At 56.8% G+C, this 20,351-nt stretch carries 21 protein-coding genes and 1 pseudogene; 9 read left to right on the top strand and 13 right to left on the bottom strand.

What is annotated here, in order from left to right:
• Nucleotides 1–837: 837 nt before the first annotated feature.
• Nucleotides 838–1,629 carry a hypothetical protein gene (locus HMPREF3044_RS10925; RefSeq protein WP_070741638.1) on the top strand — a complete coding sequence of 264 codons (792 nt, stop codon included), beginning with the start codon at nt 838–840 and terminating at the stop codon, nt 1,627–1,629.
• 183 nt (nt 1,630–1,812) lie between these two features.
• The gene (locus HMPREF3044_RS10920; protein ID WP_005393666.1) at nt 1,813–2,115 is read left to right on the top strand and encodes a DNA polymerase family A protein; all 303 of its coding nucleotides are present in this window, start codon (nt 1,813–1,815) and stop codon (nt 2,113–2,115) included.
• Here the strand turns inward: HMPREF3044_RS10920 and HMPREF3044_RS10915 are convergent.
• On the bottom strand, nt 2,112–3,029 hold the full coding sequence (locus tag HMPREF3044_RS10915; RefSeq protein ID WP_070741635.1) for an Abi family protein: 918 nt from the start codon (nt 3,027–3,029) through the stop codon (nt 2,112–2,114). The two genes, HMPREF3044_RS10920 and HMPREF3044_RS10915, sit on opposite strands and share 4 nt — an antisense overlap.
• A gap of 315 nt (nt 3,030–3,344) precedes the next feature.
• On the opposite strand from HMPREF3044_RS10915, the gene HMPREF3044_RS10910 reads away from it, so the two are divergent.
• Both HMPREF3044_RS10910 and HMPREF3044_RS13475 read left to right on the top strand, forming a co-directional pair.
• Nucleotides 3,345–4,193 carry a phage antirepressor gene (locus HMPREF3044_RS10910; RefSeq protein ID WP_070741632.1) on the top strand — a complete coding sequence of 283 codons (849 nt, stop codon included), beginning with the start codon at nt 3,345–3,347 and terminating at the stop codon, nt 4,191–4,193.
• A 68-nt stretch (nt 4,194–4,261) separates the two neighbouring features.
• Entirely contained in the window at nt 4,262–4,870 is a 609-nt protein-coding gene (locus HMPREF3044_RS13475; protein ID WP_246821049.1) for a DUF7768 domain-containing protein, read from the top strand.
• 224 nt (nt 4,871–5,094) lie between these two features.
• Here the strand turns inward: HMPREF3044_RS13475 and HMPREF3044_RS13690 are convergent.
• The 4 genes and pseudogenes from HMPREF3044_RS13690 to HMPREF3044_RS10890 form a co-directional block, all read right to left on the bottom strand.
• Nucleotides 5,095–5,319 (bottom strand): annotated as a pseudogene (locus tag HMPREF3044_RS13690) (type IIL restriction-modification enzyme MmeI); the annotation flags it as partial.
• Nucleotides 5,267–5,890 (bottom strand): type IIL restriction-modification enzyme MmeI, encoded by a 624-nt coding sequence (locus HMPREF3044_RS10900; RefSeq protein WP_246821047.1) that lies wholly within the window; start codon nt 5,888–5,890, stop codon nt 5,267–5,269. The pseudogene HMPREF3044_RS13690 and the gene HMPREF3044_RS10900, both read right to left, overlap by 53 nt.
• A 267-nt stretch (nt 5,891–6,157) precedes the next feature.
• Complete coding sequence (locus HMPREF3044_RS10895; RefSeq protein ID WP_070741625.1) at nt 6,158–6,682, bottom strand: alkylhydroperoxidase, AhpD family; 525 nt, start codon at nt 6,680–6,682, stop codon at nt 6,158–6,160.
• A gap of 4 nt (nt 6,683–6,686) precedes the next feature.
• Entirely contained in the window at nt 6,687–7,283 is a 597-nt protein-coding gene (locus tag HMPREF3044_RS10890) for a peroxiredoxin (RefSeq protein WP_005393659.1), read from the bottom strand.
• A 155-nt stretch (nt 7,284–7,438) separates the two neighbouring features.
• On the opposite strand from HMPREF3044_RS10890, the gene HMPREF3044_RS10885 reads away from it, so the two are divergent.
• The 3 genes from HMPREF3044_RS10885 (at nt 7,439) to HMPREF3044_RS10880 (ending at nt 9,367) form a co-directional block, all read left to right on the top strand.
• On the top strand, nt 7,439–8,044 hold the full coding sequence (locus tag HMPREF3044_RS10885; RefSeq protein ID WP_005393657.1) for a pentapeptide repeat-containing protein: 606 nt from the start codon (nt 7,439–7,441) through the stop codon (nt 8,042–8,044).
• Between the two features lie 109 nt (nt 8,045–8,153).
• The gene (locus HMPREF3044_RS13000) at nt 8,154–8,567 is read left to right on the top strand and encodes an LGFP repeat-containing protein (RefSeq protein WP_005393655.1); all 414 of its coding nucleotides are present in this window, start codon (nt 8,154–8,156) and stop codon (nt 8,565–8,567) included.
• A gap of 92 nt (nt 8,568–8,659) precedes the next feature.
• On the top strand, nt 8,660–9,367 hold the full coding sequence (locus tag HMPREF3044_RS10880; protein WP_005393652.1) for a pentapeptide repeat-containing protein: 708 nt from the start codon (nt 8,660–8,662) through the stop codon (nt 9,365–9,367).
• 750 nt (nt 9,368–10,117) lie between these two features.
• Here HMPREF3044_RS10880 and HMPREF3044_RS10875 read toward each other — a convergent pair.
• From HMPREF3044_RS10875 to HMPREF3044_RS10865, 3 genes are all read right to left on the bottom strand, one after another.
• Nucleotides 10,118–10,579, bottom strand: coding sequence for a hypothetical protein (locus tag HMPREF3044_RS10875; RefSeq protein ID WP_246821045.1), 462 nt, complete (start codon nt 10,577–10,579; stop codon nt 10,118–10,120).
• Between the two features lie 66 nt (nt 10,580–10,645).
• The gene (locus HMPREF3044_RS10870) at nt 10,646–13,258 is read right to left on the bottom strand and encodes an ATP-dependent Clp protease ATP-binding subunit (RefSeq protein ID WP_005393649.1); all 2,613 of its coding nucleotides are present in this window, start codon (nt 13,256–13,258) and stop codon (nt 10,646–10,648) included.
• A 160-nt stretch (nt 13,259–13,418) separates the two neighbouring features.
• The gene (locus HMPREF3044_RS10865) at nt 13,419–14,714 is read right to left on the bottom strand and encodes an ATP-binding protein (RefSeq protein WP_070741619.1); all 1,296 of its coding nucleotides are present in this window, start codon (nt 14,712–14,714) and stop codon (nt 13,419–13,421) included.
• Nucleotides 14,715–14,937: 223 nt separating this feature from the next.
• Here HMPREF3044_RS10865 and HMPREF3044_RS10860 point away from each other — a divergent pair, with 223 nt between their 5' ends.
• Nucleotides 14,938–15,183 (top strand): hypothetical protein, encoded by a 246-nt coding sequence (locus HMPREF3044_RS10860; RefSeq protein WP_005388679.1) that lies wholly within the window; start codon nt 14,938–14,940, stop codon nt 15,181–15,183.
• The gene (locus tag HMPREF3044_RS10855) at nt 15,183–16,010 is read left to right on the top strand and encodes a zeta toxin family protein (protein ID WP_070741616.1); all 828 of its coding nucleotides are present in this window, start codon (nt 15,183–15,185) and stop codon (nt 16,008–16,010) included. Before HMPREF3044_RS10860 ends, HMPREF3044_RS10855 begins: the two co-directional genes overlap by 1 nt.
• On the opposite strand, the gene HMPREF3044_RS10850 is transcribed toward HMPREF3044_RS10855, so the two are convergent.
• From HMPREF3044_RS10850 to HMPREF3044_RS10830, 5 genes are all read right to left on the bottom strand, one after another.
• Nucleotides 15,974–16,372, bottom strand: a complete 399-nt coding sequence (locus HMPREF3044_RS10850; RefSeq protein WP_246821044.1) for a hypothetical protein — start codon at nt 16,370–16,372, stop codon at nt 15,974–15,976. The genes HMPREF3044_RS10855 and HMPREF3044_RS10850 overlap by 37 nt on opposite strands.
• A 197-nt stretch (nt 16,373–16,569) precedes the next feature.
• On the bottom strand, nt 16,570–16,959 hold the full coding sequence (locus HMPREF3044_RS10845) for a hypothetical protein (protein ID WP_005393640.1): 390 nt from the start codon (nt 16,957–16,959) through the stop codon (nt 16,570–16,572).
• Nucleotides 16,960–17,183: 224 nt separating this feature from the next.
• A complete protein-coding gene (locus HMPREF3044_RS10840) occupies nt 17,184–17,597 on the bottom strand; it encodes a hypothetical protein (protein ID WP_070741610.1) in 414 nt (137 codons plus the stop codon).
• A 211-nt stretch (nt 17,598–17,808) separates the two neighbouring features.
• Nucleotides 17,809–19,494 (bottom strand): phosphoenolpyruvate--protein phosphotransferase, encoded by a 1,686-nt coding sequence (ptsP, locus tag HMPREF3044_RS10835; RefSeq protein WP_070741607.1) that lies wholly within the window; start codon nt 19,492–19,494, stop codon nt 17,809–17,811.
• Nucleotides 19,487–20,335, bottom strand: a complete 849-nt coding sequence (locus HMPREF3044_RS10830; RefSeq protein ID WP_070741604.1) for a PRD domain-containing protein — start codon at nt 20,333–20,335, stop codon at nt 19,487–19,489. Before HMPREF3044_RS10830 ends, ptsP begins: the two co-directional genes overlap by 8 nt.
• Nucleotides 20,336–20,351 lie beyond the last annotated feature (16 nt).

Here is a 20,351-nt window from a genome sequence, read left to right as displayed (position 1 = left end):
GCTGCTCTTTCGGGAGCAGCCTTTCATTGAGGCTTTTTCTCTGGTCGGGGATCGGGAGGCCTTCCACCGCGCCCCGCGTGACACTGGAACCAGCCGCCCACGGGCTGAACCGTGGGAGAGGCCCGGAAAAGGGGAGGACGCACGGGTATCGAGAAGCGAAAAGGGGAGGGAGGCGTGGCCTCGGTCGTTGAACAGGGTGTTCATACGTTAAAGGGGGCATCCGCAGGTGGCGTGGGTTCTGCTCGCTAAGCCGACGTGCTTCGTTACAATTTCTAGTTTTGAGCTCCGCCTAGGTTTCGGGTCGTGACCTTTACCTTCTGTGCAGTACAATGCGAGTAACTGGAATAGGGACAGACCCCCCTCCAAGCTTCTCGTCGGATCAGCGCCACGCGAGAGGGGGCATATTACTGTTCCGACTCGGTGGACGCGGGTCTGGTCATTAGCTTTGGCGTGCTAGTTTGCTGAAGGAAACTATGCGGTTCTCTCGGGTGCGGCGAAGTTGGTGCCGAAAATTTCGGCACCAAGTTTGGGTCGGTTTTGCGTTTGCCCTGGTGGGCAAGTTTGCTGCAAAATCTGTGTGCCGGTTTTTTCGGTTTGGGGTGAAAACTAGTGCGCGGTGGCCCGGATTGACGCACGCGGGAGGTTGGGGAGGGGCGGTGCGACGGGGCGTCGAGAAGCGGAAAAAGCGTGCTCGGACGGGAACTCGGTAGAGGTGCCTGACAGGGCTGGGCAGTGAAAAACCTACAAACGGGGTAGACATATCTGGCAATCGGCTGCCAAATTCATGTGTAGCGCGTACGCTAAAAGTAGCACCCCCAAAACCGAAAGGTTCCCACCATGAAGAAGATCGCAGCCGTCACCACGGCAGTCGCCGTCAGCCTCGCGGGCGTTGCAGTTCCGCAGGCTGGGGCGACGATAGTCACCGTCAACCCCAACAACACGTGCACGTTCACTGGTACCCAAGCCGACACGGACTATGGGATCCAAGCCACCAAAGATTTTTGGCTTGAGATCGCACGCGCCTACGACTCTTACACTCCCGGCACCTATCAAGACCTTGAAAGCCTGTGGAAAGGGAAATTGCCCACCACCAACGAAACGAAGATCTACAACGTCACTATGTCGCTGTACAACAAGACACGCGACAAATCAGGCGGGACCGAACTGGCCCAAATAATCATGGACGCGTACGGCAAAATCGCCGACGCCGCAATCCAAATGAACAACACTCCAATCGGACAGTCCACCACGTTCACCAAAGCAAAAGCCCAGGAACTCATTGACCGCGGAGTGAGCCCGAAGCCCGTTTTGCCACCGGAAGCAAAGTTTGGCATCCCCGAGGTGGACAACATGCTGAGCAAGATGATCGACGCTCAGTACGCTTACATGAACAAGCTTGAAAAGCTGGCACTAATCAACGCGCGGTGGTGCGTCAAAGGCAGATCGGGCGATACCAGCTTCGCCGCGGGTGCCGAAGCCGCAGGGCTCTCCGAGGAGGCCACCATCGGGCTGAGCGTCACCGCCGGCGTGCTCGCGCTTGTGGGGATCATCGCCGTGCTCATCACCTACGTGCCGGCCGTGCGCGCACTCATGCCGCCGCAGATCCTCGCACTGCTGCCCGCTGCGTAGGCTGCTTTTCTCCGATCGGGGGATCGGGGGGCCTGCGGGGAGGGAGGATGGACGTGGAGGGGCGTCGGGAAGCGGAAAGGGGAGGGCTTACAGCTTTTCAGGGATTTCTACCCTCCGTGAGCATGACTGCGGGGCAGATTGCGATCGTGCAGCTGACGCAGGGTTGGACGGGCCTTTCTGCCAGTGATACTGCGGGCCGGCATCGATCGCCTGGTGGTGCGGCTGGAATCTTACGGCGGCAAGCTCGTCGAGAACATCGTCCAAGCAGTTGCTCGTGACCTTTTCGTCCACGCCATGACACTCGTCGCTCAGACTGGGCACAAGATTGTCATGCACGTCCACGACGAAATCGTCATCGACGAACCTGTTGGTTCTGGGTTTACGGTCGCTGATGCTTGCGTCCTCATGGCCACCCTACCCGACTGGGCAGCAGGGCTCCCACTCGACGCCGACGGGTACGAATGCGACTACTACCGCAAGGATTAGACGCGCCAGAGAGGCAACTCGCGCCAGTTGTCAGGTGCTCCTGTGCGAGAAAACGGCACGATGGGATTGTGCGGGTAGGTGTGGAACAGCTTCGGTAGCCGGTCGGCTGGAGACAAGTCCAGTTGGCGGTGCAAGTATTGGATAAGGGAGAGCTGCCCGAACACGCGATTCATTCCTTCAGCTACCGGAGCCAGCCTGACGTCATTGTTCAGTTTCGGTTTGATGCCGTAAACACGGTTGAACATCCTTGCATGATGAGCTGCGTAGTTGCGCAGAATATTCAAGGATTTCAGCCACGATTCAAGCTGAGGACCAGTTAGGTCGCAGGGCTCGGCAATCCGTTTGCGCACGATATTGGGCGACATACCGTACAGGTATGACAGCATTCCCCAATCCATGATTTCGACGGCCGCCCAGATGGGTAGAGTCCCGCCATATTTGGATTTGTGGTGGGCGACGAAGTCCTCCTTCGACGCTTTCAATGCCGACTGGTACTTTCTCAGCCACACCTCGTGCACGCTACGCCCGTCTTTGTTTCGCTGCCGTGCCCGGGCGCTCAAACGCTGGGGATCCAAATAGATCAGCGGGTCGAGGCGACCCAGTTCGTGACCGAGCTTGGTCCGAATAGCCAACTCCACGCGATCAAGCTCGATGAACACGCTGTGGCGCAATTGCTCGTCAAACCCGTAGAGGGCCACCACCAGGTCAAACGATGCTCCGTCAACGAATTCATTTTGGGCAGTGCCGTCGCCTTGGGAGAAACGGCGCATCGGGTACCAGTATCCGGACAAGCGGTAGTAGTTCAATCGCGCCAGCAGCGTCTCAGCATGCTGAGGATCATTCACTCGCATCCCACGCTGACGAAGCAATTCGACCTGTTCACCGTAGGTCTTGAACTGCTTCACCTGCTCCACGCGCAACCCTGTTTAATACGAATAACGAAGACCGGCCCTGGACTCCCACCGAGGCGGGCAGCGGAACCGGTCATGTTGACTACAAGGTTACCTGGTTGATGACGCGGAAGCAAGAGCACGGGGCACGGAGATCGGTACGTTCACACACCAGTGTGTCCTCTGACCCGTCCGGATTTGTCGGTGCTCGGGGGCCGTATGGGCGAGAGCCTTCCTCACACCGTGTCCGGTTTCGGTGCCTTCCGTGCCTGACAGGTGAGAGCCTGGCGCATCCCGCGCCCACGATTGTCTACCCGGCTCTCAGAAAAGGAACCGGTCATGGCTACCGCGCTACATGCGTTCACCAACCACGAGTTCGGTACGATCCGAACCATCACTGCGGGCGGGCAGGTCCTGTTCTGCGGCAAGGACGTGGCGACCGCCCTCGGCTACGCCAACACGAAAGATGCCCTGGCGCGTCACTGCAAGGGGGTGGTCGTGAATCACTACCCCCTAGAAACGGCTGGCGGCATCCAGCAGGTCAGGTTCATCAGCGAAGGCGACCTGTACCGGCTGATCGTCTCCTCCAAGCTGCCCGTCGCCCGGCAGTTCGAGGCGTGGGTGTTCGACGACGTCCTCCCGTCCATCCGCCTTCACGGCATGTACGCCATCGACGAGCTGCTCAATGATGATTTGTTCCTGGAGCGAGCAATCGCCGCCCTGCGCGCCGAGCGGGCCAAGCGGCTCGCCGCCGAGCAAGCACTGCTGGAGGCGGCACCGAAGGTGTCGTATTACGACGTGATGCTGGTGTCGCCGTCGCTGATCACCACCACCGAGATCGCCAAGGACTACGGCTTGTCGGCGAAGAAGCTCAACCAGATTCTGCGCGAGGAGCAGGTGCAGTTTCACCAGTCCGGGCGCTGGTTCCTCTACGCCAAGTTTGCTGAGCAGGGTTACACCCAGTCCAAGACGCACGAGTACGACGAGGGCAAGACCCGCACCCACATGTACTGGGCGCAGAAAGGCCGCCTGTTCATCTATGACCTGTTGAAGAACACCCGTGGCCTGCCACCGGTGATCGAGCGTGAAAGCGAGGACACCAAATACCCACCACTGCGCTTCTTGATACCGGAATACCGAAGAAGAACGTCGAAGGATACCCCGACCCGACCTGCTACCGCGCGCTGAAAGCGATTCAGCGCGCCGAGTACGGGTGCCGACCGTTGGTTTACATCTGCTCCCCGTATTCCGGCGATGTGGAGGCGAACATCGTGCTTGCCCGCCGGGTCAGCGCGTTCGCGGTGTCAGCACGCCAGATCCCGCTCGCCCCACATCTGCACTACCCGCAGTTCATGGAAAAGACCGCCCCGGACGCCTGCGAGCTGGCCATGTTCTTCAACCGCATCCTGCTGTCGAAATGCGAACAACTATGGGCATACATCGGTCGGGTCAGCGCTGGGATGCGCGCCGAGATCGGCTGGGCACACCAGATGGACATCCCCGATCCGCTTCTTCGATGCCGACTTCCAGGAGGTGCACCCCGCATGACCCCGTTCACCCTATGCGCCGCCACCAGTAGCGGCAATGCGCACAACAACCACTACCCGAACCATCACCAGATCACCGACCAAGCCGGGCTGGAGCAGGTGGCCAGGTTGGATCACGTCGCCACCACCTACACCAACGACCGGCGCTCGTCTGCGAGCTTCATCTCCTCGGAAAACTTATCGTGGTATTTTTTCAGCCGCCTTGTTTTCTTAAGCGGAGTCATCTCTGGATCCGTCAGGATCGATTCCAGCTCCTGCTTCAAACCGTCAATGAAAGGGGGGTCGATGACCTTGTGGATGTTTTCCGGGCTCGTATAGTGCATCCCGCCCTTGGCACGGGTCTCCGGGTTTAGTGTGGACTCAAATACCCCACCAAAGATGGTTGGAGAGATTTTTGACCAGTCGGTGTCACGTGAGATCTCGTTTGCCAGTAAAGAGACAATGTCCTCAGTGAATTGCGGAATCTCAATGTCTTCCTCGCGGAATAATCCGCCGTTCACATAGGGGAACTGCGATAGCTCGTCCGAAATATACGCATCACGATCATCATAGGGAGTATCCAGCACACGAAAGAGCTCGATCATCTTTGCCCGCACGTATTCAGTAGGTACCCCAGAGAGATAGCGGTACAACGAATCCTTACCGAAGAGTCCCGCATCCTCCGCGAATAAGCAAAATACGAGCCGAACACATAACACGTTGAGAGAATGCCGACTACGTTCGCTCTCCGGATCTATGTATTGAGCAGCCAAACTCTTGTACAGCATGCCAACGAGTTCGCCCGCATGCATAGAAAGCTTGCTGCTCTTTTACCCTGCGGGCTTTTTGTCCTGTGACAATGAAATCTAGGAGATGAAACTGCTCTGGCAGCTCCTCCAGCGAGAACTCAACGTAGTTCTCTGCCGGACGCTCTTGGTCTAGATCATGGATGCGGAAATGGGAGAAGTTCGAAACACTGATGTAGTCAGGCCGGTTCGAGTTCTTCATCTCGTCGGCGTATGCCTTAGCCTGTTCGAACGGGGTTACCAAGCGCCCCTGGCGCATTTCTGGCTTACCCAGATTAACCACCAGAGCTTTCTGCTCAATCAGTGTTTTCGCTGAAGGGATATGGGCATCGATAAAGCCTCCATTGCTCACCCGCTCTTCGAAATGCACCGCCGTGACGACATCTTCTAGGCCTACTACCTGCGATAGGAGCTGAATCCAGAAAGAAGCTGTATCTCCTTTTTCATAGCCACGCCCTGACCACGTTGCTACAAATGACCGCGCGGCATCCGCACGCTCCAGTCTTTGTTCAACCGCGCTCTTAACTTTGCTATTTCTGGTGGCTGCTGCCATAGAGCTTATGGTACCGACCGTACCCACCGAACTACAGCGGAATTGAAAGATCCCGGCAACCACAAAGCGTCGACAAGCCTCAAAAGCTGCCCGAGTCACGGACATCAGTTTCTTAAAGCAGCAACCCGACTGTGTACTTCCAATTGGCCCCGCTCCCGAAATACACCGTAACAAGCTACCCCATCGCCAGACCCGAGTAAAAGCCGAATAAAAATTCCGGACCCTCAATGGGATCCGGAATGTGTATGTTGTTATACGCCCTAAGGGTTACTTCGCGGACTCAATGAACAGAGCCTGGGCTATGCCCTGGAGGGTCGCTGCCACCTTGACAGCCTCCCATACCTGGGACTCCTTGAGGCCCTCCTCACGCACGGTGTGCTCGTGGGCAGCGGTGCACTTACCGCAGCCGTTGATCACGGAAACCGCGATGTTCCACAGCTCGAAGTCAACCTTCTCCACACCGGGCTTGGCCATTCCATTCTGGCGAAGACCGACGCGGATGGTCTCGTACTCCTCGGGGAGGAATTCCTTGGAGCGGTATGCCACGTTGTTCATGCCCATAATGGATGCGGACATGAGGGCGGCGTTAACGGCCTCCTCAGACAGGTGCTCAGAAGCCTCCTCGCGGATCTCCTTGAGAACCTGAGCGTTGCGGGTAGCGGCTGCCGCTGCCAGCATGGAACCCCATAGCTGCTGCTCGGAAAGCTCCTTGGAACGGGTCAGCGAGCTGAGGTTCAGCTTGAGATCCTTCGCGTACTCGGGCAGCGCGTTCTTGAGGTTTTCGATTGCCATATTTTTACTTCAGCTCTTCCTTCAGGACGTCCATCTTGTCAATGTTCTTGGTCGGGTCGTTGGCCTCCCAGTTGCAGGCACAAACTTCCTCAGACTGGAGGGCGTCGAGGACACGGAGGACCTCGTCAACGTTGCGGCCAACAGCGTCCGGGGTAGCGGAAACGAACTGGATGATTCCGTCCGGATCAACGATGAAGGTTGCTCGATCAGCAACACCATCAGCGTTCTCCACACCGAGGGCCCTGATGAGCTCGTGCTTGATATCGGAGACCATGGGGAACGGGATGGACTTCAGATCCTTGTGGGTGGCGCGCCACTGGAAGTGTGCGAACTCGTTATCGATGGAGCCACCGATGATCTGCGCATCGCGGTCCTGGAACTCCTCATCCAACTCGCCGAAGGCTGCGATCTCGGTGGGGCAGACGAAAGTGAAGTCCTTGGGGTAGAAGAAGAATACAAGCCACTTCCCACGGAAGGAGTCGTTGGAAATCTCCTCAAAGTAATCCTCCGGCTTCTGGGCGTTAACGTCGTGCAGATCGCCACCCTTAAGCGCAGTGAGCTTGAACTCTGGGAACTTATCGCCGATGGTCAGAAGTGCCATGATTTGTCTCCTCTGTTAGAAACTAGACCTGCGGAGAGTGTTTTCTCCGTCACAACCCTTTATACACACAAATTTGACCACCGTCAAGAGGTAGCCGGTATTACTAATTTCCTTTTCATCGTTTTTAGCTATGTGTAAGGCGGTACCCTTAAGTCATGAAGCTGCCACCCCTCCCCCGCTCATCGGATTCACCGCTAACTCAGCAGTTCTTCGTCTCCTCACTCCTTGTGCTTGCCGACGATCCGACATGCTCCCCGACTGACCGCACCGAGATCGCCAACTCACTTCTACGCGCTATATCAGGCCTTCGCCTCACTAACAATCAAGTTCGCAGCGTCGCCTTGTCAGAACTCCTCAAGCGCAACGATATTCTCCCCCTCAACCTCTGCGGAGCCGATCTGCGCCAAATTGCTATAGAGGCTCCCGTCATGGATGGGATTGATTGCCGAAATATGTGGGCTGACTACCTCATCTTGTCGCACGCCACCGTCACTCGTTGCAACTTCTCGGGCACCAAATTTTACAACGGGGTACTAACCGGCACCTACATAGACTGCGATTTCACTAAAACAGATTTTCTCGCCTTAGGTATTACCAAACGTTCTACCTTTTTCAATTGCTCATTTTTAGGTTCGACGTTCGATATGACTAGCTTCGGACCAGCTACGGTGCGCAACTGTGCTTTTGACACTGCTCCCAAGCCTAAGGTTGAGACTACATCCGCCCAGAAAAACACCACAGAACACTATAATAAGTGGTGAAGTCACTTGAAACGGAGACACAAATGCGGCTCGGCCAAACAACGGAACAGTCCTTGAGTACCAACCTAATATTTCTAGCCACGTTGGTTTGTACTTTGAGCCTTTCCTGATGTTCACCATTCCAACATGCACCGCACAAGCCCGCATCCCATCATCAACGACCACACCGGATGACTATGTCAGCGACCGTTTCTCCCCAACCCCAAGCGAGCAACTGGAAGAGCTACAGCACAATCGTCCGGACCTCTTGATAAAACACAAAAGACAAGTGGAACAAATTATCCCAGAAATCCCAACAAATCCCACCATACGTTTGGCAAACCGCAGCCCAGGGTGTAAATCATTTGCACCTGCTCATAAATCAGTTTGCGGGGAGATCCTCAACCATTACCAAGCTATCGGCGCGGAGCGCTCCTGGCTCGGACCTCCAATTTCCGACGAGCTTACCAACCCTGACAAATCGGGGAAGCGCTCGGAATTCATAAATGGTTTTATTTACTTGGTGCACTGCCAACCCTTTTAATCGGGGCCTAGAGTACAAGTCTCCTCCCTGCCCGGAATATGTCAACACAACAAAAAGATTCGGAGATCTACTTCCGTAGGTGTAGGTAACCAATGTCCCCCAGTATTTTGAATCCAATCGATGGATTTACATTTTCACTAGATAAGATAGACAAGCAATTCGTTGACACCATTTTTTGTCGTCTGGACACAATCGCTAATCAAAGTAATCTCACCCCGCCCGCTGCCTCACGACTCATCAGCCCATATGCTCACCTCCTATTGCAAATCACGAAAGATAGATCGATTGCGAGCCCGGTAAGAAACTACATTTTCGCGGAGCTCGGATCCCGCATTCTGACATCAGTTCCCGGCTTTGGCCCGTATGACGGGTGGCGGGACAATGGGTTTAGTATCGCGATAGATACAGCACTGAATTTTCATTTCATACGTGATCACATCACAGCACACATCGACTTTGAATTTGCTTTGTTGGACCACGCCATTTTGAACGACGCGTGCATTTCGGAGACGTCTTTCTACTTCGCTCGGCTCGAAAAGGCACGGTTGGTAAACGTAGATGCTCACCGAACATACTTTGAAAATGCTCAGTTAGCTGGAGCAATCCTCTCCGGTGATTTTTCCGAATGTCGCTTTGTGGGTGCCGATGCACCGGGGGCGTTTTTCACTGGAAATTTCACCCACTCAAACTGGATGGGGGCAAACCTCAGAGATGCTTCATTCATTGATTGCGATTTAACAGAGGCAAGTTTCAATCCTGCAGAGCAACGCGGAATTTCATTTACGAGCTCCCCGCACTAAACGGGAGCTTCCGTTTCTTTATTTCGTGATAGATGAGGCTCCACCTCAGCGCAGCGGAAGATTCAGTAAATACCGCAAGCTAGTACTTTAAAATACCCGTCCTAGTCCTCGTTACTGAAGACCATAAAGAGCTCTTTTCTTCCACCGACTCCCCAACTACAACTCCACATTTCGTTCCATTGTCACCCATCATGCTGCGTGTTCCCTTTCGCTAGCTCCATAGGTGGTAGCAAGTAGTTCTTCAAGACTGCCAGTTCGAGTGTCACTCACAACCCGATACACCGAAAGAAGAAGAACATGGACATTTCCCTCATCGATTCAGCCGTTCATTTAGCGCTCCTGGAGTTTATTCTGTTAAAACTCTGGCGGGCCCAAGATCAACGGAACTAACCCAAGCAACGGTTTTTTTGGTGTCCGCACCACCGCAACAAAGAAAAATGATGCCGCGTAGGATGCCGGACACACAGTAGCCCCACTGAACATGCACGTTGTTGGGTATCGGCACATCGTTGTCGCTCTACTACTCACGTTGATAGTCATTTCAGCAACACCGCTGATTTATCGATTCTTTCCACCGTATACGCCATCACCAGCGGTGACTTCATCTACTGCGCGATCCTCGAGCATCCCGCAGCCAAACAAGTAGATGACGAGGCTTAGCTACATCACCACACCGCAATCAACCTAGTTTTCTTAGCTTTTTCAAAACTAAAAAAGGCCTGAGAATCACCTGCCCGTCGGTGGCGCAGGCTAAACTGCGCACAGCCTCCCCCGCCACAATCCGGGCCAGCGCTCGTGCGGAGTGAAACACACTGGAGTGTTGGGAATCCATGTGAGGCTTGTGATGTCATCACAGATCTTGGCGTTACTGGGGAGGGTGACAACCTTGAGCAGTGAAGAACGCGCGTCTCGGAAATAGACTACCTTGTCAGCATCGTTATTTTTTAGGTCGCGGGCCTGTCGCGCGGAGATACCGAGCGCCCGCGAAGCATCGGAGTCGCTCTGGTAGCCGCATTGCACGGCGATCTCGGTCGCATTAACGTGATAGATCTCCGCGAGGTTCACGGCCACCGGTAAACTCTCGGCCGACGCCCGAGTCAGAGCTTGCTTCAGAGGATCCGCGTTCCACAGCCAAACAACGCAAAAGATAACAAACAGTGTGAGCCCGCCGAGGAAGGCGAGCAAGGGTCGAGGAATCCTTGTCACACTCATCATCGTAGCTGAGGCATAGAAAGGTGCTCCCACCTTAGGTGGGAGCACGTAAAAGGTGGAGGCGAACTACTCGTCGCCCTCGCTTGCCTGAGCGTGGTCGCCGGACTCGGCGGGGGCCTCATCTTCAACGCCCGGCAGCGGCTTTGGCTTCGGGGTGAAGGTGAAGGTGGCCTTGTCCGTGTCCTCAGACTCACCGTCCCAGCCGTCGACGTCGACGGTGACGATCTCGCCGGCACCGACCTCGCCAAAGAGGATCTTCTCGGAGAGCGCATCCTCGATCTCACGCTGAATGGTGCGGCGCAGCGGGCGGGCACCGAGCACCGGATCGAAACCGCGCTTTGCCAGAAGGTTCTTGGCCTTCTCGGTGATCTCCAAGCCCATGTCCTTCTCGCGAAGCATCTTGGCCACACGTGCCGTGAGCAGGTCCACCATCTGCACGATCTGCTCGCGGGTGAGCTGCTTGAACACGACGATCTCGTCGATACGGTTGAGGAACTCGGGGCGGAAGTGCTTCTTCAGCTCGTCGGTGACCTTGTCCTTCATCCGCTCGTACTTGGCGTCGTCGTCCGTCTCGTTGTTGGCGGTGAAGCCCATGCCCACAGCCTTGGAGATATCCTGCGTTCCGAGGTTGGAGGTGAAGATCAAGACGGTGTTCTTGAAGTCCACCACGCGTCCCTGGCCGTCGGTAAGCCTGCCCTCTTCGAGGACCTGCAACAGGGTGTTGTAGATCTCCTTGTGTGCCTTCTCAATTTCGTCGAAAAGCACCACAGAGAAGGGCTTGCGACGAACCTTCTCGGTGAGCTGACCACCCTCGTCGTAGCCGACGTATCCGGGGGGAGCACCGAACAGACGGGAGGCCGTGAACTTATCGTGGAACTCACCCATGTCAATCTGAATGAGCGAGTCATCATCACCAAACAGGAACTCGGCGAGAGCCTTTGACAGCTCCGTCTTACCCACACCGGACGGGCCGGCGAAGATGAAGGAGCCAGACGGACGGTTCGGATCCTTGAGGCCTGCACGCGTGCGTCGAATAGCCCGAGAGACTGCCTTGACTGCGTCCTCCTGGCCGATGATGCGCTTGTGCAGCTCGTCCTCCATGTGGATGAGCCGGGAAGATTCCTCCTCGGTGAGCTTGAACACAGGGATGCCGGTCCAGTTGGCCAGCACCTCGGCGATCTGCTCCTCGCCCACCTCGGCGATTTCCTGCAGCTCACCGTTGCGCCACTGCTTTTCCTTCTCGGCGCGCTCCTCGGTGAGCTTGCGCTCGTTATCGCGAAGACCCGCAGCCTTTTCAAAGTCCTGAGCGTCAATGGCGGCTTCCTTCTCGCCGCGCACCTTGGCAATCCGCTCGTCGATCTCGCGCAGACCCTCCGGCGCCGTCATCCGCTTGATGCGCATGCGGGCACCAGCCTCATCGATGAGGTCAACGGCCTTATCCGGGAGGAAGCGGTCGTTGATGTAGCGATCCGACAGGCTGGCGGCGGCAGCGAGTGCACCGTCGGTGATGGACACGCGGTGGTGCGCCTCGTAGCGGTCGCGCAGGCCCTTCAAAATCTGGATGGTGTCCTCGACGGACGGCTCCGGCACGTTGACTGGCTGGAAACGACGCTCCAGGGCTGCATCCTTCTCGATGTGCTTGCGGTACTCGTCCAGCGTGGTCGCGCCGATGGTCTGCAGCTCACCGCGGGCGAGCTTCGGCTTCAGCAGCGAAGCAGCGTCGATCGCGCCCTCGGCGGCACCCGCACCAACAATGGTGTGGATCTCGTCGATGAACAGGATGATGTCACCACGCTGGTTGATCTCCTTGAGCACCTTCTTCAGGCGCTCCTCAAAGTCACCACGGTAACGGGAACCCGCAACGAGGGAACCGAGGTCCAGCGAGTACAGCTGCTTATCACGCAGCGTTTCCGGAACACGGCCGTTGACGATGTCGAGCGCCAGGCCCTCAACGACGGCGGTCTTGCCCACGCCGGGTTCGCCGATGAGCACCGGGTTGTTCTTCGTGCGGCGAGACAGCACCTGCATGATGCGCTCGATTTCCTTCTCACGCCCCACAACCGGATCCAGCTTGCCGTCCTTGGCCAGCTGCGTGAGGTTTCGGCCGAACTTATCCAGCGTCAGCGAGTTGGAGCGCTCACCGGGGCCGCCCATCTGGCGTCCACCGAACGCGCCACCACCAGGGGCAGCACCCGCACCCGCGAGTCCATTACCCTCTGGTGCCTCGCCACCCTGCTGGCCCTCGTAGCCGGACAGAAGCTGAATCACCGTCTGGCGCACACGCGGCAGATCCGCGCCGAGCTTCACCAGCACACGTGCAGCAACGCCTTCACCCTCGCGAACGAGGCCGAGGAGCAGGAACTCGGTGCCGATGTACTTGTGCCCCATCTGGAGGCCTTCGCGCAGGGACAGCTCGAGCACCTTCTTGGCGCGCGGCGTAAACGGAATATGCCCGCTCGGCGGCTGCGAGCCGGGGCCGATGAGCTCCTCTACTTCCTTGCGCACATCCTCAAGCGAAATACCCATGGATTCGAGGGCCTTGGCGGCCACGCCTTCGCCCTCGTGGATGAGGCCGAGCAGGATGTGCTCGGTGCCGATGTAATTGTGGTTGAGCATCCGCGCTTCTTCCTGCGCGAGCACAATGACTCGGCGGGCGCGGTCCGTAAACCGTTCGAACACTTATGTTTCCCCTTCGCGTGTACTACTACCTTTATCTAACTGCTACCCACCTTAACCGTTCACCGCCCCAGATTATTTTCCATTTTCCCCTAAATTTCCCATTCCCCCAGTTCAGTGGGGTGTACGCCGGTAGCGAACGAGGCACTTGACCCCGACCTAGCTATGGACGCAGCGCATGAAGCGGAAAGGTAAATGTCCCGTCTTTCAATTGCAATATTGGTCCATTACCGGTCACGACAGCTTTAAACGCAGGCGGATTCTTGTCAATCTGATCAACGGCCAAAGAAAGTCTTTCTGCCCCGTATTCGATTTGGTTGAGTCCAAGCTTCACTTCTATGGCAGCCCAAGCCCCGTTTTCTAATTCGATCACACAATCGATCTCATGATTATTGGAATCTCGGTAGTACCCCACACTGCCTTCCAGCGCCTGCGCAAACACGGCAAGATCGTGGATCACCGCTGACTCAAATAGGAAGCCCGTCGTCTCCATATCTGCCAATAATGCCTCTTCATCAGCATGAAGTGCAGCTGCAGCAAGCGCCGGATCAGCTAAAACAAACTTAGATGATTTGCGCAGTACCGCCCGTGACCGTAGCTGTGTACGCATCGCAGGAACGCTTTCCACCACGTACATCCGCTCGAGTAACTCAACCAGACGTTGCACTCCTTTCACGGAAATTTCCACATCAACATTGCGGAGATCCTTTCGGAGTGTCTCCCAACTAACACTGGTGGAGACATGCCTACTCAGCGAAGCTAGAAGTGCTCTGATTGAGTGGGGATCGTGACGCACATCCGCCAACCTCTGGATATCGACCTCTGAAATATCTTGAATGTACCCCTCCAGCATTCTTCTTCGCGCCGATGGTTCCATCAGAACCATGTTCGGAAACCCCGGCGTTAACAGTTGGCTAATCACATCTGTAATCGCGGAGCTGGAGGTGTCAGCTTTAACCCCCTTTCCTGCAAACAACCCGCAGAGGGAAACCTCACCACCATCATCAGACGATTTTTCACCCCTATTTTCGCGCAACAATGATTTTTCAAATCCGGTCATCGTGCGCTGCCTCAGATGGATGAACCGTCCTGCGCCCGAATGCCGTCGCACATTATCATTTGGGACCGCAGACCCCGTGAGAATGAAAGAGCCGTAGCTGCCACCAAAGTCTATTCTTCGCCTAACTACGTTCCACAGGGCCGGGTAAAGCTGCCATTCGTCCAGCAATCGCGGGTTTTCCCCTTCGGTCAGAAGTGACAGATCGGTTGCTGCCAGCAGTTCTGTCTCGGGGGAGTCCAAGAAAGCGGCGGAGCGTGCGAAATTCAGGCCCGTCATTGTCTTTCCGCATCCCCTCGGCCCTTCAATGACGATGGCAGGCACCGTCTTAATGAGGTTTTCGACCTCTCTATCAATCACACGTCGGCTGTAATCTACACCGGTAAATTCCTTCACATCCATGCGGTCAAATATAGCGCGTTTACGAGCGGAAATAAACCCTACTTCCGGATTTGTGGCGGTTCTACTTCCGGATTTGTGGCGGTCCTACTTCCGGATTTGTGGCGCTCCTACTTCCGGAATTGTGGATTTTTTCTCAATATTTCGTATGAGAGATGGTTTCTCCATCACCCTTCTGTTCGATTCCTGACCGTTCCGCGTGGCTGCCTCGTCTAGTCTCGGTTTCATGAGTTCCCTTCCACATAGCGACATCATGCTTTTCGACGCGGTCCACGATGCTGCGACCACACTTTCCACCCGTCTTCTGCGCCGCGCCGCCGTTGAGACCAACCACGCCACCGCGCTGTTTCTACGTCAGAAGGCACTTGCTTTTCGACGCTTTTACCTCGACCTTAACTGCGACGATCCGAAAGAAATTCAGTCTGCGGCCCACATCCTTTCGGCCGAACTGGAAAAGGAGATGAGCGAGTAATGACCGCACTTTCTCCACAGGACTTTGCCACTACCGATGAGCAAAAGCGCACGATGCTTGATACCGCGTGGGACCTTGTCTCCGTTGACCAAGTACCAGCGGATAACCCCGTTTTGACGTATGTGTCCGCCCAGTCTGCTGCCGGTAAGAGCCACATGGTAAGCAGGCTGCAGCGCACCCGCCCGGGCGTGGTGGTCGATTCCGACGAGATCCGGCTGCTCCACCCCCGTCTCGACGAGATTGTGGACGCCGATGAGATGCGGATGGATGTGCTATCCAATGAACCAGTCGGTTTCGTCTTCGCTGGCATCCTCGAAAGATGCCGCGAAAACCGGTTTAACGTCTATCTGGAAAACACGCTTACTAACACGGCGACTGTTAAGCGCACGGTGTGCGACTTCGTCGCTGATGGTTACTCCATCGTCGTGGAGCTTGTCTCCACCGCCGCCGAGGTCAGCCGCCTCGGCATCGCTCAGCGATACTTTGCCCAAAAGCAGCTCGGACTCCCCTTTCCTAGATGGACAAGCATCGCCGGGCACGACCGCGGCTACAATGCTGTCCCCGATGCCATCCTCCCTCTCGACGATGCCATCGACACCTTTCACGTTTGGCACGACGGGGAACGCGTTGGCACGTTCACCAGTGCAGAGGAGGCCCGTGCATCTTTGCTCCGGTTCCGGCAGCTCGCTGGCGCCCACGGCAACGCGTCATTCCAGGCTGAGCTCCGCGCCACTCTACCCCACATTGCGACCCTCGCGGCGTGTTCAGAAAAAGTTCGCCCCCTCTACGATTACCTGAAGGGGCTTTCGAAGGAGACGAGACGGTAGCTGCCAAACATGCCGAGCACCGCAGCCACGGCAACGCTGATTCCCACAACAATGATCCAGGATTGTGCGATCCGGTCAACGTTGTCAGAGGATAGCCCGCTTTCCACACAGTAGCTGAAGGAATCACCCGGCGCGGAGGACCCCTTGGTGTCTCCCTTAAATGCAGCCCACTCTTCTTCGGTGAAGTCGTGGCCGAGTTTTTCCTTTTCTCTGTCCACCTGCGTCATGCACTGTTGGAACGCCTCAAAGACCTTTGCGTTTTCCGAGCTTTTTTCCTCTGCCACCGCACCGGGTGCTGCTACAACTCCACCGGCTAGTGCGAGGCTCGTAGCCACTGCTGCGGCGATTCCACGAGTTTTCATTTTTCCTTTGCCTTTCATCATGCAATACCCACCAGGACCGCGGCAGGCTTTTGCTTCGATACCTGAAAATGTAGCAGCCATCGCCCCTATCTGCGGACTTCGGAGTCAAGGAACGAAAAACGGCCCGGTAGACCTACCGGGCGGAACTTAATTCTCCCCTCGTATCGTGTGCGGAAAAGAAACCTTTACTCTTTCATTTACCTCGGAGCTACGACCGTGGAGACAGCACCGACACCCAAGAGAATGAGGAAAATCAGAAGAGACCAGGATGCTGCTGCTAGCTCAGGATCGTCACTCGCCAGACCCGACTCGAAACACAAAGTGGAGAAATCACCGGGGGCGGAAGAACCTTTAGATCCCATATCCTCCTTAATAGAATCCCAGTTTGCCTCGATCCATTCGTCGCTCCTACCTCCTTTTTCAGCTACTGCCTTCAAAACTGATCCGCACGTCAGAAACGCTGAAGAGGTTTGTCCGGCTTGCTCTCCCCAGGATGGAGTTTCAGCTCCTGCCGTCGGGGCAACAACAGAACCACCAGCAAGGGCTACAGAGAGGACAGTTGCGGAAGCAATCGCACGAAGCTTCATGGGTTTCTCCTTACAGAAACGTAGAGGTATAGCGCGGCCTTTCCGCGCCGTTTTTCTCACTTTACCAAACCTAACAGCTGCTTTGCAGGCCTTTACCAGTTTACATTTACGCCCCTTTGATTTGTTTACAACCTAAATGCAATTATCTCTACAGCATAAACAACAACAGGCCTGGGAGCTTTTCTCCCAAGCCATCAATTTGCCGGTTCTTGCAGGGTATTTAATTATCGAGGAAGGTTGATGATTCCCTGCTGATCAAGAAAGCTTGCAAGGACACCAGCGAGACCAAGCGAGCCCGCAATGATGGCAAGGAGGATACCGATAGCAGGGCCTTGCTTCTCCGGGTCCTTTGAAGCTAAAGCTTGTTCCATACACAGGCTGAAAGAATCACCGGTAGCTGACGAGCCGTTGTTGTCCGTGGCCAGCTTGTACGCTTTCCAGCCCTTATCGGCGAGCTTCGTGTCAAGAAATCCGTCAACCTTCTCGCCACCTTTCACAAGATTATCAGTAACATTCATACAGCTTTGAAAACTGTCCGTCCATTCCGTGGCACCCGCTGCAGTGGCGACGGCGGTGCCACCGACGAGAGCAAGAGAAAGTGCGGTTGTAGACGCGAATGCGCGTGTAGAAAACGACATGTTTTTCCTTCCGCGCCTAATTTTTGGCAACCAACAAGTGTCATTGGGTCTGACACCTCAACCGTTTCCTTAGTGTTTAATCCGTAACCGTATCAATCAACCCACTAATCGGAAAAGTTTGCATAATAAAGCCCCTTTCGCCGCTGGGCGAAAGGGGCTTACTCAGCACTCAGGCGTTGCTGGCCACAGTGTCTTAGAGGCCTTATAGGCCCTAGAGCAGGTCCTTCATGACCGGGTCGGCAACGTTGAGGGCGGCCTCGCGGGCGTCCTCTGCCGTCCAGGAATCCAGAGCGTAGGCGGCCATCTGCTGGCAGGTGGACATGTCGTGCAGGCGCAGTGCGGCGCGCACGGCGTTGACCTTCTTCGGTGCCATGGAGAGGCTGGACACGCCGAGGCCCACAAGCACGAGGGCGAGCAGCGGGTCGCCGGCGGCCTCACCGCAGACACCGATGTACTTGCCCGTCTTGCTACCGCCGTTGCAGGTCTCCTTGATCATGGAAAGAACTGCCGGCTGCCACGGGGTGAGCAGGTGGGCGAGCTCGCCCTGCATGCGGTCGGCGGCCATCGTGTACTGCGACAGGTCATTGGTGCCGATGGAGGCGAAGTCCACGATGGACAGGACCTGGCGGGAGCGGATAGCCGCAGCCGGGGTTTCCACCATGATGCCCACCTTGGGCAGGCCGTAGCCGCGCGCTTTGGAGGCGAACCACTTGGCCTCATCGACGGTGGCCACCATCGGAGCCATCACCCACAGCTCAGCATTGGTCTTGCGGTGAGCGAGGGCAAGTGCTTCCAACTGGTCGTCGAGAAGCTCTTCCTTAGCCTGCGTGAGCCGGATGCCACGGCGACCAAGTGCGGGGTTCCCCTCCTCGCCGAGGTTGGCGAAGCTCAGCGGCTTATCGGCGCCGGCATCGATCGTGCGGACGACGACACGGCGGTCGCCGAAGGCCTCGAGGACCTGCGTGTAGGTCTCCACCTGCTCCTCTACTGTCGGAGCGGAGTCGCGGTCGAGGAAGAGGAATTCGGTGCGGAACAGTCCGGAACCCTCGAGGTCGAAGGTGGCGGCCTTGCGGGCGTCGTCGGCGGTGCCGATGTTAGCCAGCAGCTTCACCTTGTGGCCGTCTCGCGTGGAGCCCTCGCCGGAGGAACCGGCCAGTGCGCGGGCGCGACGACGGGAGCGCTCCTCCAGCTCCTGGGTGTCCGTCTCCGTCGGGTTGACGATGACCTCGCCGACACCACCGTCGAGCGCGATGTGCGTGTCCTCCTCGAGGTGCTCTTCCACGCCAACGACCTGGACGGCGGCCGGGATGCCCAGCTGTGCCGCGAGGATCGCCGTGTGGGAGGTGGGGCCACCAGCGGCGGTGACAATACCCAGGACGGTCTCGGGGTTGAGCGTCGCGGTCTCAGCAGGTGCGAGATCATGCGCGACGAGGACGGCGGGCTCGGAAAGCTCGGGAACGCCCGGCTCCGGCAGGCCACGCAGGCGAGCGATCGTGCGGTCGCGGATGTCGTAGAGGTCGGTGACGCGCTCAGCCATGTAGCCACCGATCTTGCGGAGCTTGCCGGCGTAGACCTCGACGGCCTCGTGCACTGCGGCGGTCACACCCATGCCCTTCTTCAGCTGCTTATCGACGCCCTTGACGAGCGCCTTGTCACGCGCAAGCCCGGCGGTGGCGGTAAGAATCGCCTTGGAGGCCTCCGGCGCCTTCTCGGCGCGGGCAGCAAGGCCCTCGGATACCTGGCTAAAAGCGTCGCGGACGCGCTGGCCGTCAGCCTCTACATCGGTGCACGCCGGTTCGTTGGTATCCACACCTGCAGCAGGGGTAATGCGCACGGCAAGGCCATGGGCGGTGCCGGACGAAACGCCGATACCGTGAAGTACTACGCGATCATTCATGTCGAATCCTTTCCGTCGTACCCAGCCGCGCAACGTGCAGGGTGAGGTACGCGATTTCTTCCTTTGTCAGTTCTGTGTCGAACCGGAGCTCGATGATGGAAACAATCTGCTCCACGCATCCGGCAGCATCCGGGTAGAGGGTAAATATATGGTCCGCTAGCTGCGATTTCTCGTCGGCAAGCTGGTCGCCACGGGCCAACCGCACGAACAGGTACCGCAGGTGCGTAATGAACCGGGCAACGCTCATCGTAGACGAATCCAGCGGGACACCGTAGTGCGAACTGATGACTTCCAGCATCTGCTGAATGACACCGGTCATTTGGTACGTGTAGGAAAGGTCACCACTAGCGAAACCAGCGTTGACCAGGTGAAGGGCAATTGCAACAGACTCTGAATCCGGCAGCTCCACCTCGATCTTCCGATTCACAGCCGCGATGACGGCCTGTGCGAGCCGGTACTCGTCCGGGTACAGGTTCTCCACTTCGCTTTTGAGCGGGTAGACCATCGGCTCGTGGTCTTTCGCGCGCTGGATCGCAAATCCAAGGTGGTCGGCGAGTGCCGTGATCAGGGTGATCTTGTCTTTCAACTGGCCGGCTGGATCGACTTCCTCGAGGGCCTCCGACACGACGGCGATGTGCCGCGCCGGAATAAAGGCCAACATCTCTGCGAGGTGATCGGGGTCGCGACCGTCCGTGGGGACAAAGACTCGTTGGACTTTTTCCTGTGGGACGGTGTCGCCCCGATGCGCCTGGAAGCCAATCCCGCGACCGGTAGCGATCACTTCTCCCGAGGAAGACTTGGCCAGCACGACGTTGTTGTTAAACACACGCAGTATTTTCACTGGCTCACACCTTCCC

Origin of the sequence: Corynebacterium sp. HMSC073D01, assembly GCF_001815555.1 — a bacterium.
In the GTDB taxonomy this organism is placed as follows: domain Bacteria; phylum Actinomycetota; class Actinomycetes; order Mycobacteriales; family Mycobacteriaceae; genus Corynebacterium; species Corynebacterium glucuronolyticum.
Note: the sequence above shows the minus strand (reverse complement) of the source record. Positions and strands in the feature narration are given on the sequence as shown.